We start from the raw sequence: 14,607 nt of genomic DNA, 5'->3' as shown, positions 1-14,607 counted from the left end.
CTCTGGTCACGCGGCGCCGTCGCGCAGCGGCGGGTGGTAGGACAGTGCTGTGTCCCAGGGGAAGAAGATCCAGGTGTCCTGCGAGACTTCGGTGATGAAAGTGTCGACCAGCGGGCGTCCCATCGGCTTGGCGTAGACGGTGGCGAAATGCGCATCGGGCAGCATCTCGCGCACCATCCTGCCGGTCTTGCCGGTATCGACGAGGTCATCGACGATCAACAGGCCCTTGCCGGTGCCGCCGCCGAGCGTCATTGTCGCCTCGGAAATGCCCTTGAGCACCTGGAGCTCGCCCTGCTTGTTGTGGTCGTAGCTGGCGACGCAGACCGTATCGATGACGCGCACCCCTAACTCGCGCGCCACGATCGCGGCGGGCACCAGGCCGCCGCGGGTGATCGCAATCACCGCATGGAACGGACCGACCTCGTTGAGCCGCCAGGTCAGCGCCCGGCAATCCCGGTGGAACTGGTCCCACGAGACGGGGAAGGCCTTGCCTGCCCGCTCCTGCGCACTCAGTTCCGGTGCTTCACCAGCCATCGCCTGTCTCCTGCAATCTCGTCCGGCAATTCCTGCTAGCGGTTGACGTTCAATCCCGCCAGCATTTCCTTCACCGCGGCCATTGCCGCCGCGAGCTTCTCGGGATCGCGCGAGCGCACCACCAGATTGGTGTTGGGCTTCTGCTCCTCGTCCATGAAGGGATAGCTGCCGATGATGGTGTCGGGATGGGCGGCAGCGATCGCCCGCAGCGGTCCGCCGATATCGCCCTCGCGCGCATTGGCCCGGACCGAGTCCGACAGCATGCGCACGCCCGACTTCAGTTTGGGCGAGACGATGTCCATCATCGCCTGCATGATCGAGGGCACGCCGGCCATGACGATGACGTTGCCGATCTTGAAGCCGGGGGCGAGGATGGTCGCGCTCTGGATCAGCTCGGCGCCGTCGGGGATGCGGGCCATGCGCAGCCGGGCCTCGTTGAGGTCCTGCTCGCTCCAGCGCTCGCGAAAGCGGGCGACGACCTCCGGGTGATGGTCGATCCCGACGCCGAACGCCTTGGCCACGGCATCAGCGGTGATGTCGTCATGAGTCGGCCCGATGCCGCCCGTGGTGAAGACGTAGGTGTAGCGATGCCGCAATGCATCCAGTGCAGCGATGATATCCGGCTCGTCGTCGGAGACGATGCGGACCTCCTTCAGGTCGATGCCGATATTGGTCAGGTATTCGGCGATGAAGCCGATATTCTTGTCCTTGGTCCGGCCGGACAGGATTTCGTCTCCGATGACCAGAATGCCCGCCGTGACGATCTCGCTCATGCCTTAAGTCCCTCACCTGTGACGCCGACTTTGCCGAGGTAACGCGTTGAAGTCACGCGGTTTTGCTTCTGAAATAAGCAGTCTTCAGCCATTTTTTCAGGCACGCCGCCGGCCGTCGCCGGCAAATGCCCCCTCTCCATGCTTATCGCGCTGGCCCGGCCCTTGCTACCACATGAAAGTCATGCACTGTTGACGCATGGCCACAGGACGTTGCGGTCTCATCAAGGCCGACGCGAACTGGCGCATGGCGCAACGCCTGGGGAGACAAGTCGGGATCTATGGCAGTCGCGTTTGACGAAATGAACATTCCCGGCGGGGACCTCCGCCCCGCCTATCAGGAGCTGGCGCGCTGGCTCAAGGAGACGCCTCCCGAGGCGCTCGAATATCGCCGCCAGGAAGCCGAGCTGCTGTTTCGCCGGATCGGCATCACCTTCGCGGTCTACGGCGATTCCGAGTCCACCGAGCGCCTGATCCCCTTCGATGTGATTCCGCGGATCATGTCCGGCAAGGAATGGGCGCGGCTGGAGAAGGGCCTGAAGCAACGCGTGCGCGCGCTCAACATGTTCCTACGCGACATCTATCACGGCCGCGACATCCTCCGCGCCGACATCGTGCCCGACGATCTGATCTTCCAGAACCCGGTGTTCCGGCCCGAGATGAACGGCCAGCAGGTGCCGCACGACGTCTACGTGCACATCGCCGGCATCGACATCGTCCGGGTCGACGCCGAGGACTTCATCGTGCTGGAGGACAACGCCCGCACGCCGTCGGGCGTGTCCTACATGCTGGAAAACCGCGAGATCATGATGCGGCTGTTTCCGGATCTGTTCGCCCGCCATCGGGTGGCGCCGGTCGAGCGCTATCCGGACGAGCTGCTCGCAGCGCTCCGCTCGGTCGCGCCGCAAAGCGCCTCCGGCGAGCCGACGGTGGCGCTGCTCACCCCGGGCGTCTACAATTCGGCCTATTACGAGCACTCCTTCCTCGCCGACAAGCTCGGCATCGAGCTGGTCGAAGGCCGCGACCTCGTCGTCAAGAACAACGAAGTGTTCATGCGGACGACGGAAGGGCTGAAGCGGGTCGACGTGATCTATCGGCGCGTCGACGACGACTTCCTCGATCCCCTCACCTTCCGTCCCGATTCGGTGCTCGGCGTGCCCGGACTGATGTCGGCCTACGCGGCCGGTAACATCACGCTCGCCAACGCCGTCGGCACCGGCATCGCCGACGACAAGGCGATCTACTCCTACATGCCCGACATCGTGAAATTCTATCTCGGCGAGGAGCCGATCCTAAAGAACGTGCCGACCTGGCGCTGCCGCGAGCCGAAGGACCTCGCTTATGTGCTGGACAATCTAAGTGAGCTCGTCGTCAAGGAAGTGCACGGCTCCGGCGGCTACGGCATGCTGATCGGCCCTGCCGCGACCAAGGCGACGATCGAAGCGTTCCGCGACAAGCTCAAGCGCGAGCCGGAAGGTTTCATCGCCCAGCCGACCCTGGCGCTCTCGACCTGCCCGACCTGCACGGCGTCGGGCCTCGCTCCACGTCACGTCGATCTTCGCCCCTTCGTGCTCACGGGCAGCAAGAGCACGACCATCGTGCCGGGCGGGCTCACCCGCGTCGCGCTCAAGGAAGGCTCCCTAGTGGTGAACTCGAGCCAGGGCGGCGGCACCAAGGACACCTGGATTCTGGACGAGTAGAGAGATGCTGTCGCGTACCGCCGAAAACCTCTACTGGCTCGCCCGCTACGTCGAACGGGCCGAATATCTCGCGCGCACCATCGATGCGACGCTGCGCGTCACCGCGCTTCCCGCCGCCTATATCGGCAAGACCAATGAATGGGATTCGGCGCTGCTCACGGCCGGGGTCGCCGCGAGCTTCTATCAGGCCTATGAGGAAGCCAACGAGCACAACGTCGTCGAGTATCTCTCGTTCTCCCAGAACAACCCGTCCTCGATCCGAAACTGTATCGAAGCGGCGCGGCTGAACTCGCGCTCGGTGCGCACGGCCCTCACCAGCGAGATGTGGGACACCATCAACTCGGCCTGGATCGAGCTTCAGGCGGTGTGGAGCAAGGGCACCTCGACACGCGAGGACCTCGCAAAATTCCTGCGCTTCGTGCAGGAGACCTCGCTTCGCTTCGACGGCTCGGCCTATCGGACCATGCTGCGCAACGACGCCTATTGGTTCTCGCGCATGGGCGTGCACCTGGAGCGGGCCGACAACACCGCGCGCATCCTCGACGTGAAGTATCACGTGCTGCTGCCCGAGGAGGAGCATGTCGGTGGGCCCCTCGATTTCTACCAGTGGAGCTCGATCCTGCGCTCGGTCTCGGCGCTGACGGCTTATCACTGGGTCTATCGCGAGACGCTGAAGCCCTGGCTGATCGCGGACCTGTTGATCCTCAACGACACGCTGCCGCGCTCGCTCGCCAGCTGCTACGGCAACCTCGTGCGCAACCTCGACCAGATCGGCGTCGCCTATGGCCGCCAGGGCCCGGCCCAGCGCCACGCCCGCGGCATCCGCAACCGGCTGGAACACAGCAACATGAACGACATTTTCCAGCATGGCGTGCATGAATTCATTCAGGAATTCATCGCGGACAATTCCAGGCTGGGCGAAATCATCACGAAGCAGTATTTGATCTAATGTCGCTCGACTGACGACAGGGGATATTGTCATGGCCGGGCAAGAGCGCGAAGCGCGTCTTCGCGCTAGATGTCCCGGCCATCCACGTTCTTGCTTTTGCGCGACGAGGAAGAACGTGGATGCCCCGGGACAAGCCCGGGCATGACGAGCTTCTTTGCGACGGCAGTCACGCCTTACAACAAACGACACGGTCCACCATGCGCCTGCGAATCCAGCACACCACGACCTATCGCTACGAGCCGCCGGCCACCAGCGTGATCCAGATCCTGCGCATGACGCCGGGCAGTCATGACGGGCAATACGTCGCGGAATGGCAGATCGACGTCTCCACCGACACCAAGCTCGACATGCATGAGGACGCGTTCGGCAACGTCACCCACGTGCTGTCCTGCGGGCCCGTCGGCGACATCCAGATCATTGCCGAAGGGCTGATCGAGACCCACGACACCGGCGGCGTGCTGCGTGGCAGCGATGAGCGCTTTCCCCCCGGCATGTTCCTGCGCGTCACCGACCTCACCTCGGTCAATCCGGCGATGACGGCGGTCGCGCGCCAGTTGCGCAGCGAGGCCGAGAGCGACACGCTGGGCTTCCTGCACACGCTGATGACGCAGGTGGCCGATCACATGACGTTCGACGAGGACCCGACCAACAGCGGCACGTCCGCAGCGGAGGCGTTCACGCTCAAGCGCGGGGTCTGCCAGGATTACGCGCACATCTTCATCGCCTGCGCCCGCGCCGGCGGCGTGCCGGCGCGCTTCGTCTCCGGACATTTCCTGCGTGCGGACGACACGGTGCACCAGGACGCCGGCCATGCCTGGGCAGAGGCCTACGTGCCCGATCTCGGCTGGGTCGGCTTCGATCCCGCCAACAGCATCTGCGCCACCGACGCGCATGTCCGCCTCGCGATCGGGCTTGACTATCTCGGCGCGGCCCCGGTGCGCGGCACGCGCTACGGCGGCGGCACGGAAACGCTGACGGTGGCGGTGAAGGTCGAACAGGCCGGCCGCGGCGGGCAGTCGCAATCGCAATCCCAGCGGCAGAGCTAGGAGCCGCCCGCCGAACACATTCGGCGTGCTACAATCGCGGGATCGGATCAACCCGCGAGGTAGCCATGGCGACTGCGAAACTGCTTTCGGATGATGAACTCTCGACTGAAGCGCGAGCCGTTTTCGACGACATCCGTAAAGTGCGGAAATCGGACTTCGTCAACAATTTCTGGCGCGCGCTGGCGCACGATCCGAAGACGCTGCGGCGGACCTGGGAGAGCATCAAGGAGGTGATGGCTCCCGGCGCGCTCGATCCCAAGGTCAAGGAAATGCTCTACGTCGCGGTGTCGATCGCGCATGGCTGCAGCTATTGCATCCACTCCCACACGGCCGCGGCACGGGCCAAGGGCATGAGTGAGGCCGAATATGGGGAGCTGCTCGCCATCGTCGGCATGGCCGCGGAGACCAACCGGCTGGTCACCGCGCTCGGCGTGCCGGTTGATGAGGCGTTTCTGGTCGACGCAGCTGACTAGCTTGCCGTCTCACACCGTCATTCCGTAGCGCGAACCCGGAATCCATCTGGTCGCAGAGTTGGTGGATGGATTCCGGGCTCGCGACTTCGTCGCGCCCCGGAATGACGGGCTTAATCGGGGGTTGGAGCGGCCCCTGAAATTGGCTAGTAATTCCGCGCAAACGCGTTCGGGGACTGGAAATGACCTATTGCTGCGGAATCCTGGTTCGGGACGGTCTGGTGATGATCGCCGATACCCGCACCAATGCCGGCCTCGACAACGTCTCGACCTTCCGCAAGCTGCACATCTTCTCCAAGCCCGGCGAGCGCATCATGGCGATCGCCAGTGCCGGCAACCTCGCCATCAGCCAGTCGGTGCTGTCGACGCTGACCGAGGGCCTCGAAGATCCCAATACGGGCGAGATCGAGACGCTGATGAACGCGCCGACGATGTTCCAGGCCGCCCAGCGCATCGGCCGGGCGATCCGGGCGGTGCATGCCACCGAAGGGCCGGCGCTGAAATCCGAGGACGTGTCCTTCGACGTCTCCTTTCTGTTCGGCGGCCAGATCAAGGGCGCGCGGATGCGCCTGTTCATGGTCTACACCGCCGGCAATTTCATCGAGTGCACCACCGACACGCCGTACCTGCAGATCGGCGAGCACAAATACGGCAAGCCGGTGCTCGACCGTGCCATGCATTACGACGTCGAGCTCTACGAGGCGCTGAAGACGGGCCTGATCTCGATGGATTCGACGATGCGCTCGAATCTCGGCGTCGGCCTGCCGATCGACGTGCTGGTGGTGCGCAACGATGCCTGCGAGGCCGATCTCAACCACCGCATCGAGGCAGGCGAGCCCTATTTCCACGACCTGCGCTCGCGCTGGTCGGCGGCCTTGCGCGCGGCGCATCAGAACATTCCGCGCCCGCCCTACAAGAACGACAAAGAACCCAAAACCTGACAGCAGAAGAGAAAAGGCAGGAAACGATGAGTGAAGCGAAAAAGATCGCATTGGTGACGGGCGCCGGCACCGGCGTCGGGCGCGCGGCGTCGCTGGCGCTGATGAACACCGGCTTCACCGTGGTGCTCACAGGCCGCCGGCTCGACATGCTCGAGGAGACGGCAAAGCTCGGTCCCGCGGGAAAAAGCCTCTGCGTCACCGCCGACATGACCAAGCCGGACTCCATCGCCGCGCTGTTCGACAAGGTGAAGGCGACCTACGGCCGGCTCGACGTGCTCTTCAACAATGCCGGCATGGGCGCGCCGGCCGTCAACTTCGAGGATCTCAGCCTCGAGCAATGGCAGGCCGTGGTGAACACCAACCTCACCGGCCCGTTCCTGTGCACCCAGCACGCCTTCCGCATCATGAAGGATCAGACCCCGCGCGGCGGCCGCATCATCAACAACGGCTCGATCTCGGCGCACGCGCCGCGGCCATTCTCGGCGGCCTACACCTCGACCAAGCACGCCATCACCGGCCTCACCAAGGCCAGCAATCTCGACGGCCGCATGTACGACATCGCCGTCGGCCAGGTCGACATCGGCAATGCCGCAACCCCGATGACCGACCGCATGGTCAACGGCCCCGGCGTGCTGCAGCCCGACGGCACCACCAAGCACGAGCCGCGCATGGACGCGAAAGCAGTCGGCGATGCCGTGGCCTACATGGCCAGCCTGCCGCTCGATGCCAACGTGCTGACCATGACGGTGATGGCGACCAAGATGCCGTTCGTCGGGCGGGGCTGAACAAAAAAGCGCGAAAACAACCCCATGCACAGTAGGCGTCAAGAGGCGCCTGCTGCTGCCGGGCTGCGGGCGTGACGCGAGTTAAGTCCCCACGCCATCTCAACAATCGTCATTGCGAGCGCAGCGAAGCAATCCAGGCTGCCGCCGCGGTGAGATTCTGGATTGCTTCGTCGCATCAGCGCAAAATTGCTACGCAATTTTGTCGCGGGCTCCTCGCAATGACGTTGAGAGAGCGGAGCGCCTACTCCAGGCTCTCCACCTTGCGCAGGGCTGGAAACAGCTTCATCCAGAGCAGCGCCACTGCGACGGTGGCGACGCCGCCGAGCACAGCGGCGGGCATGGCGCCGAGCAGCGCGGCTGCCACTCCACTCTCGAACTGGCCGAGCTGGTTCGAGGCGTTGATGAACAGGAAGTTCACCGCGCCGACGCGGCCGCGCATCTCATCGGGCGTCGACAGCTGCACCAGCGAGAAGCGGATCACGACGCTGATCGTGTCGGCCGCACCGAGGATTGCAAGCGACAGCACCGACAGCCACATCCAGGACGACAGCGCGAACACGATGGTGGCGAGGCCGAACACGATCACGGCCTGGAACATGCGGAGGCCCACATGCCGGGAGATCGCGTGGCGCGCCAGCACCATGGTCATCAGCAAGGCACCGACCGCAGGCGCGGCGCGCAGCACGCCTAACCCGACCGGGCCGGTCTGGAGGATGTCGCGGGCATAGATCGGCAGCAGCGCCGTGACGCCGCCGAACAGCACGGCGAACAAATCGAGCGAGATGGTCCCGAGGATCGCCGGGTTGCTGCGAATGAAGCGGACGCCGGCGAAGATGTTGTCCGAGTCCATCCCCTCCCTCGCGATCGCCTGCGGGCGCGGCCGGATGAAGCCGGTCAAGATCATCCCCAAGACCCAGAACAGGACCATCACGGCATAGGCAAGGTGCGGGGCGACCGCATAGGCGATGCCGCCGAGCGCAGGTCCCGTGATGGTCGCGACCTGCGCCGCCCCACTGGAGACGGCAGTGGCGCGCTGGAGCGAGCCCTGCGGCGCGATCAGCGGCAGCAGCGCCGCCGTGGTCGGGCTCTCGAACGCGCCGGCGATTCCGAGCAGGAAAGTCGCGATGAAGATCTGCACTTCGCTGACCGCGCCGAGATAGGTGATGGCCCCGAGATAGAGCGCGGTCGCGGCCTCCACCAGCTGGCAGAGCTGGATGACGCGCTTGCGCTCGTAGCGATCGGCGGCGTGGCCGGCGACGAACACCAGAAGCGCGGTGGGCAGGAACTGGACGAGACCAACCATCCCGAGGTCGAACGCCGAGCCGGTGAGATCGTAGATCTGCCAGCCGATCGCGACGGCCGCGATCTGGCTGGAGAAGCGCGACAGGCTGCGCGAGAGCAGGAAGAACAGGAAAGCGGGATGGCGGAGGAGCTCACCGGCGGTGACCGGTCGATGTCCGGATATTGGCTGCTCTGGCATCGCCTCTTCGGTCACGCTCGGACCGCTCTTTCCCTCGATATCGAAGGCCTCCCGCGTGGCCGAGGTGGCCCCGCTTGTCAACACTGGTCGTTCCCGGCTGCTCCCGGCATTGCCTTTGCAGCGCAGGCACGGCCATAATCATCGAGGGTTTGGGACATCATGCTGCGCCTGCAATCTGCACTCGGCATTTTCGCATTGCTGCTGATCGCCTTCGCGCTGGCGGAGAATCGGCGCGCAGTGTCGCTGCGCCAGGCGGCGATCGGCCTCGCCGCGACCTTCGTCACCGCCCTCGTGCTGCTGAAGCTGCCGGTCGTCGCTCATGCCTTCGGCGCCATCAACGACGCGGTCGGCGCGATCTCGGCGGCCTCGCGGGCCGGCTCCGCCTTCGTGTTCGGCTATATCGGCGGCGGACCCCTGCCCTTCGACCTGAAGGCGCCAGGCGCGGACTTCATCCTGGCGTTCCAGGCACTGCCGATCGTGCTGGTCATGAGCGTGCTCACGACGCTGCTGTTCTATTGGCGCGTGCTGCCACCGATCGTCCGCGGCATGGCCTGGCTCTTGGAGCGCACGCTCGGCGTCGGTGGCGCCGTCGGGCTCTCGACCGCTGCCAACATCTTCCTCGGCATGGTCGAGGCGCCGCTGTTCGTGCGGCCGTATCTGGCACAGATGACGCGCAGCGAGTTGTTCCTGGTCATGACCGGCGGCATGGCCGGCATCGCCGGCACCGTGCTGGTGCTCTATGCGACTCTGCTGGCGCCGCTCATTCCCGACGCCGCCGCGCATTTCGTCATCGCCTCGGTGCTCGGCGCGCCGGCGGCGATCCTGGTCAGCCTGATCATGGTCCCTGAAACCTCCGACAAGCGCACCGGCGGCACGCTGGAAGATCCGCAAATGGAGGTCGCCAGCACGATGGACGCGATCGTGAAGGGCACCAGCGCGGGCATCGAGCTGCTGATCAACATCGTCGCGATGCTGCTGGTGCTGGTGGCGCTGGTCTATCTCGTCAACGCCATCCTCGGCCTGCTCCCGCACGTCGGCGGCGCCGCGATCTCGCTGCAGCGGCTGCTCGCCCTCGTCATGGCGCCGGTGTGCTGGCTGATGGGGCTGCCGTGGGATCAAGCGATCACCGCCGGCAGCCTGATGGGCACCAAGACCGTGCTGAACGAATTGATCGCCTATGTCGACTTCTCGAAGCTGCCGCCCGATACGCTCGATCCGCGCTCGCGCCTGATCATGCTCTATGCGATGTGCGGCTTCGCCAATTTCGCCAGCCTCGGCATCATGATCGGCGGCTTAGGGGTGATGGCGCCCGAGCGGCGCGAGGAGATCAATGCGCTGGGGCTGAAGTCAATCGTGTCGGGGACGCTCACGACGTGCCTGATGGGAGCGGTGGTGGGGGTGTTGGCGTAGGCTCTCTTTCCACGCGTCATTGCGAGCGAAGCGAAGCAATCCAGACATGCGTCCGCGGAGACAGTCTGGATTGGCTTCGTCGCAAGAGCTCCTCGCAATGACGGCGGCGAGAATCTTTGCCTCAACCGCACAATTTCGACTTCTGCAGGATGCGACGCACCTCAGGCATCTTGGCGCGGCACGGCTCGGCCGCCATCGCCTTCGCCTCGCTGGTTCGCCCCTGCACCCACAGCAACACCGCCATCAAGCCCTGCGCCCCGGAGCGCACCGGCCCACCCGCCACGTCCGAAGCTGCGAGCGACATGGCGGTTTGCGCTTCCCTCTCGGCGGCATTGATATCCGCTTGTTCCAGGAAGAAGACAGCACGGTAGACGTGAGCCCGCGCGTCTTTCGGGTAGCGGCTAACGAGATCGAGCGACCGGCTGGCCATCTCGTCGCCCTTCATCGGCACTTCAGAGGCGCGGATATAGTGCGCGGCATCGGCCATGTAGGCCGAATAATGCGCGGCGGCGAAGCCGGCGCAGATGAGAGATCCGATGGATCCTGCCAGCAAGGTCATGCTCGCACTCCGCGGCAGGCTGTCATAGGACCAGAAGGCGAGCCACGGCGTGACGGCGAGCGCGGCGCCGGCCACCGCACCGCCTGCGTGGGCGTAATAGTTGACGTTGCCGGAAGCGCCAAAGGCCATTGGCAGCAGTGCGGGAACACCGAAGAACAGCGACGTCTTCAACCTCGATATGGTCTGATCGGCGTCCGCTTCGGGATCGAAGCTCGCCACGAACAGCGCGGCGATCAGCCCGGTGACGGCGCCGGACGCACCGACGCCGACCGTGCCGGGACCGTTGCCCAGCAGCGAGCCGGCCTCTCCGGCCAGTGCACTGGCAACGAAGATCAGCGCAAACCAGCCGCGGCCGATCAGCGACTCCAGCCTGACGCCGACGATGAACAGCGCAACGCAATTGCTCACGAGGTGCCACCCGCTGCCATGCAGAAGCGGCGCAAGGCCGATTCGCCACCACTCTCCCCTCCCGACGACGAGATCGTAGCCGGACGCGCCCTGAGCGATCAGCGAGCGCACATCAATGTCGCCGTCCCGCGCGATGTCGATGGCGAGACTACGCTGCAGAACGAAGATCAGGACCAGACCGAAGATCAGGCCTATGGTGAGGAAGGGGATGTCGGCCAGAAGCTTGTTGTCGGCAAAAAGCGTCTCCTCGCTGGACGAGGGCTTCTCTATCGCGACCGGCGCGGCGGCGGCTTGAAACGATGCTCTTGGAGCTGGCGCTACGGTGCCGCGCCGGCCAAAAGTGTTGGTCGCCATGAAAGCATTTCCCGCGTTGACACAGCCTTGAGTTGACGCGAGAGGTATTTTCGACTGGTTAGCACCAGGCTTGCGGGGCGGCCGAAATCATCCCGATTGCTGACCGCCCGGTTTCTCGGATCGACCGCATTTTAGCGATCGAGAGTTGCGCTTACGCCTTCAGCTCCACCGTCTTGAACTCAGCGGGGAGGATAACCTCCAGCAGCTCCACGTCGTCCGAATAGTCCAGGATCATGTGCCTGATCTTCGGCGGCTGGGTCCAGGCGCTGCCTTGCTGCATCAAGGTCTCGCCCTGGCCTTCCATATAGGTCTTCACCCAGCCCTTGAGCACGTAGACCATCTGGAATTCGACGTCGTGATAGTGGAGCTTGGACACCTCGGCCGGGTTGCAGGGACCTTGCAGGCGGATCACATGCGCCTGCGCGAGGCCATGGGTCGCCTCGCCGATGCCGAGATCGCGATACTTCGCGTAGGCGCGCAGGCCGTCGGCCTTGAAGTCTTCCTCGCGGTGATGGCTGACGGCGATGCGCTGCTTCGGACGTGCGGGCTTTTTCGCAGCGGCAGTGCGCGCCTTCGCCTTCACGGCCTTGCGTGCCGAGGATCGCGCCGCCGCCTTGGCGCCACTCCGCTTCTTCACCGCGGTCTTCAATGCGGGCCTCGATGCCTTTTGCTTGGCCATTGTCTGCCTCCCTGTTTCTGAGCCGCCGTCGCGCGGTATGGCTTGAAGGTCAGCTTATCCAGTCGTGGGCGAGGCAGCAATCGCAGAGCTGGTCGTGTTGAGTAGTGCCGCATCCGCGCTGTCACCCTCCCCCTCCAGGACCCTCCCCTGGAGGGTAAGAGGCTGAGGCCAATCACGCGATCACCGTATGGGATCGTAGCTTGCCCCAAGCTGGCGCGTCGGGCTGGGGTCGTCTCGTCTTCGTTCTCGCGCTGAACTAGTCTCGCCCGGGACATCCGGGGGAATTGATTCATGGGCAGCAATGTCGGTCAGCGTGCATTTCAAAATGCCCGGCTTCAGAAGCGGCAAAAGGCCGACGTGCTGCCCTTGCTCGGGCAAGCGCTCGAGTTGCACAAGAAGGGACGCTTGCCCGGGGCCAAGGCTGCCTATCGCCAGCTCCTGCAGATCGCGCCCAATCAATTCATCGCGCTGCATATGCTCGGCGCGTTGGAGTCCGATGCTGGGAATTATCAGCAGGCCGAGAGCCTGCTGAGCCGGGCGGTTGTCGTCGATCCGCGATCGGCCGAAGCCCATATGAGCCTGGGCGTCGCGCTGAACGGGCTGAAACGTCACAATGATGCCCGCGAGAGCTATCGCAAGGCGCTCGCCTTGCGGCCCAACTACGCCCTCGCTCTCTCCAATCTCGGGAACGCGAGCGCGGCCCTGGATCGCTACCAGGAAGCGCTCGACAGCTACGATCGGGCGCTCGCCGTCGACGCAAACCTCGCCGAAGCCCACAACGGCCGCGGCTCCACGCTCTGCCATCTGCGCAACTACGACAAGGCTCTTGCAAGCCTGAACCGCGCGCTCGCGATCAAGCCCGACTATGCGGCGGCGCTGGCGAACCGCGCCGTGGCACTCCGGGAGCTGCAGCGATTCGACGAGGCCATGGCGGATTGCAACCGGGCAATCGCCCTCGCCCCTGACGACGTGAACGGATGGCTTTGGCGCGCCAATGTCTTGCTTCAGACCCGGCAGGTGGCCCAGGCACTATCCGATTGCGAGAAGGCGCTCGCGATCGCGCCCGATTCCGATCAGGCTCATCTGGTGCTGGGCCTTTGTCTTGCCGGACTCGGCCGGGTCGACGAAGCCCTCGCCAGTTTCGACAGAGCCCTCGATATCAGGCCCGATCTCGAGAGCGCGATCTCGAGCAAGATCTTCACGCTCGATTTTGTGCCGGACGCCAGCGTCGAGCGGCATCAGCAGGCGCGACGCGTATGGTGGGAGCGGATCGGCGCGAAAATCGCTTCAGAAGCGGCGGCACCGCATGACAACGGCCGCGATCCGGATCGCCGCCTGGTGCTTGGCTACGTCTCGTCGGACTTCAACGCGCATTCGGCTGCGTTCATCTTCAAGCCCGTCCTGCAACACCATGACCGCGCCCAGTTCGAGATCGTGTGCTACTCGTGCTCGGCGAAAGTGGACGCGACGACACGCGAATTTCAAGGCATCGCCGATCGCTGGCGTGACGCCTCGCAATGGAGCGACGATCGCCTCGCCGCCCAGATTCGCGACGATCGCATCGATATCCTGATCGATCTGTCCGGCCATACCAGAGGAAACCGCCTCGGCATATTTGCGCGCAAGCCGGCACCGATCCAGGCGCACGGCTGGGGCCATGGCACCGGCACCGGGTTGCCGACAATCGACTATCTGTTCTCGGATCCGGTCGGGATTCCGCACGACGTTCGGCATCTGTTTGCAGAGACGGTGGTCGACCTGCCGTGCTTCGTGACGCTGGCGCCGCTGCCGGCCGGGATTGCGCGAGCCGCAACGCCGGCGCTCTCGAACGGCTTCGTCACCTTCGGTGTCTTCAACCGCATCAGCAAGATCTCGGACGAGGCCGCGGCAGTCTGGTCCAGGATCCTCGAACGGGTGCCGGGCTCGCGACTGTTGATCAAGGACGTGGCGCTCGACGACCGGCTGGTCCGCGACGAGCTGCTGGCGCGATTTGCGGCTTGCCGATTGCCGGCCGAACGCGTGGATCTGCTCGGGGCCACCTTGCGGGACGAGCATCTGGCATCGTTCAATCGCATCGATATTGCTCTCGATCCGTTTCCGCAGAACGGCGGCGTCAGCACATGGGAAGCCCTGCAGATGGGTGTGCCCGTGGTGGCGAAGCTCGGCAACAGCCTGCCCGGCCGCGCCGCCGGCGCCATCCTCACCGCGCTTGGCCTGCCGGACTGGGTCGCCGACAGCGAGGAGGCCTATGTCGAGATCGCGGCCAGCCGCGCGGCCGAGACCGGCGAGCTCGACAAATTGCGCCGCGAACTGCCCGCAACGATCAACGCCGCGGCCGCGGGCAACCCCATCTCATATGCACGCGCGGTGGACGCGGCCTATCGCGCGATGTGGACGCGTTATTGCAGCGGCGGCGTCTGATTGCGTGATCTCGTTGGGTGGATTAGCCGAAGGCGTAATCCACCGTTTCTGTTTCGGCACGCGGAGAGAAACGAGGTGGATTACGCCAGCGGCAGCGCGTC

Annotated in this window: 13 protein-coding genes; 8 read left to right on the top strand and 5 right to left on the bottom strand. The window is 64.8% G+C overall.

Going from position 1 to position 14,607, the window contains the following annotated elements; translation table 11 throughout:
* Positions 1–6: 6 nt before the first annotated feature.
* Both gpt and I6F24_RS05275 read right to left on the bottom strand, forming a co-directional pair.
* On the bottom strand, positions 7–534 hold the full coding sequence (gene gpt, locus I6F24_RS05280; RefSeq protein ID WP_036015348.1) for a xanthine phosphoribosyltransferase: 528 nt from the start codon (positions 532–534) through the stop codon (positions 7–9).
* Between the two features lie 35 nt (positions 535–569).
* Positions 570–1,307 carry a molybdopterin-binding protein gene (locus I6F24_RS05275; protein ID WP_036046217.1) on the bottom strand — a complete coding sequence of 246 codons (738 nt, stop codon included), beginning with the start codon at positions 1,305–1,307 and terminating at the stop codon, positions 570–572.
* Between the two features lie 278 nt (positions 1,308–1,585).
* On the opposite strand from I6F24_RS05275, the gene I6F24_RS05270 reads away from it, so the two are divergent.
* From I6F24_RS05270 to I6F24_RS05245, 6 genes are all read left to right on the top strand, one after another.
* Positions 1,586–3,004 carry a circularly permuted type 2 ATP-grasp protein gene (locus I6F24_RS05270; RefSeq protein WP_036015353.1) on the top strand — a complete coding sequence of 473 codons (1,419 nt, stop codon included), beginning with the start codon at positions 1,586–1,588 and terminating at the stop codon, positions 3,002–3,004.
* Between the two features lie 4 nt (positions 3,005–3,008).
* Complete coding sequence (locus I6F24_RS05265; RefSeq protein WP_036015356.1) at positions 3,009–3,953, top strand: alpha-E domain-containing protein; 945 nt, start codon at positions 3,009–3,011, stop codon at positions 3,951–3,953.
* A gap of 197 nt (positions 3,954–4,150) precedes the next feature.
* The gene (locus I6F24_RS05260; protein ID WP_036029799.1) at positions 4,151–4,999 is read left to right on the top strand and encodes a transglutaminase family protein; all 849 of its coding nucleotides are present in this window, start codon (positions 4,151–4,153) and stop codon (positions 4,997–4,999) included.
* Between the two features lie 65 nt (positions 5,000–5,064).
* Positions 5,065–5,472 carry a carboxymuconolactone decarboxylase family protein gene (locus I6F24_RS05255; RefSeq protein WP_225151279.1) on the top strand — a complete coding sequence of 136 codons (408 nt, stop codon included), beginning with the start codon at positions 5,065–5,067 and terminating at the stop codon, positions 5,470–5,472.
* A gap of 179 nt (positions 5,473–5,651) precedes the next feature.
* On the top strand, positions 5,652–6,410 hold the full coding sequence (locus I6F24_RS05250) for a proteasome-type protease (protein WP_036015360.1): 759 nt from the start codon (positions 5,652–5,654) through the stop codon (positions 6,408–6,410).
* Between the two features lie 26 nt (positions 6,411–6,436).
* Entirely contained in the window at positions 6,437–7,195 is a 759-nt protein-coding gene (locus I6F24_RS05245) for an SDR family oxidoreductase (RefSeq protein ID WP_036029803.1), read from the top strand.
* A 241-nt stretch (positions 7,196–7,436) separates the two neighbouring features.
* On the opposite strand, the gene I6F24_RS05240 is transcribed toward I6F24_RS05245, so the two are convergent.
* Positions 7,437–8,675 carry an MFS transporter gene (locus I6F24_RS05240; protein ID WP_225151526.1) on the bottom strand — a complete coding sequence of 413 codons (1,239 nt, stop codon included), beginning with the start codon at positions 8,673–8,675 and terminating at the stop codon, positions 7,437–7,439.
* A gap of 159 nt (positions 8,676–8,834) precedes the next feature.
* Between I6F24_RS05240 and I6F24_RS05235 the strand changes: the two genes are divergently transcribed.
* Positions 8,835–10,085: a nucleoside transporter C-terminal domain-containing protein gene (locus tag I6F24_RS05235; RefSeq protein WP_036029805.1), complete on the top strand. Its 1,251-nt coding sequence runs from the start codon at positions 8,835–8,837 to the stop codon at positions 10,083–10,085.
* Positions 10,086–10,206: 121 nt separating this feature from the next.
* On the opposite strand, the gene I6F24_RS05230 is transcribed toward I6F24_RS05235, so the two are convergent.
* Together I6F24_RS05230 and I6F24_RS05225 are read right to left on the bottom strand one after the other, a co-directional pair.
* Complete coding sequence (locus tag I6F24_RS05230) at positions 10,207–11,406, bottom strand: rhomboid family intramembrane serine protease (RefSeq protein WP_225151278.1); 1,200 nt, start codon at positions 11,404–11,406, stop codon at positions 10,207–10,209.
* 151 nt (positions 11,407–11,557) lie between these two features.
* The gene (locus I6F24_RS05225) at positions 11,558–12,085 is read right to left on the bottom strand and encodes a cupin domain-containing protein (RefSeq protein ID WP_225130835.1); all 528 of its coding nucleotides are present in this window, start codon (positions 12,083–12,085) and stop codon (positions 11,558–11,560) included.
* Positions 12,086–12,376: 291 nt separating this feature from the next.
* Here I6F24_RS05225 and I6F24_RS05220 point away from each other — a divergent pair, with 291 nt between their 5' ends.
* Positions 12,377–14,506, top strand: a complete 2,130-nt coding sequence (locus I6F24_RS05220; RefSeq protein ID WP_225151276.1) for a tetratricopeptide repeat protein — start codon at positions 12,377–12,379, stop codon at positions 14,504–14,506.
* Positions 14,507–14,607 lie beyond the last annotated feature (101 nt).

It is taken from the genome of Bradyrhizobium sp. BRP23 (assembly GCF_020194135.1).
Taxonomy (GTDB): domain Bacteria; phylum Pseudomonadota; class Alphaproteobacteria; order Rhizobiales; family Xanthobacteraceae; genus Bradyrhizobium; species Bradyrhizobium yuanmingense.
Note: the sequence above shows the minus strand (reverse complement) of the source record. Positions and strands in the feature narration are given on the sequence as shown.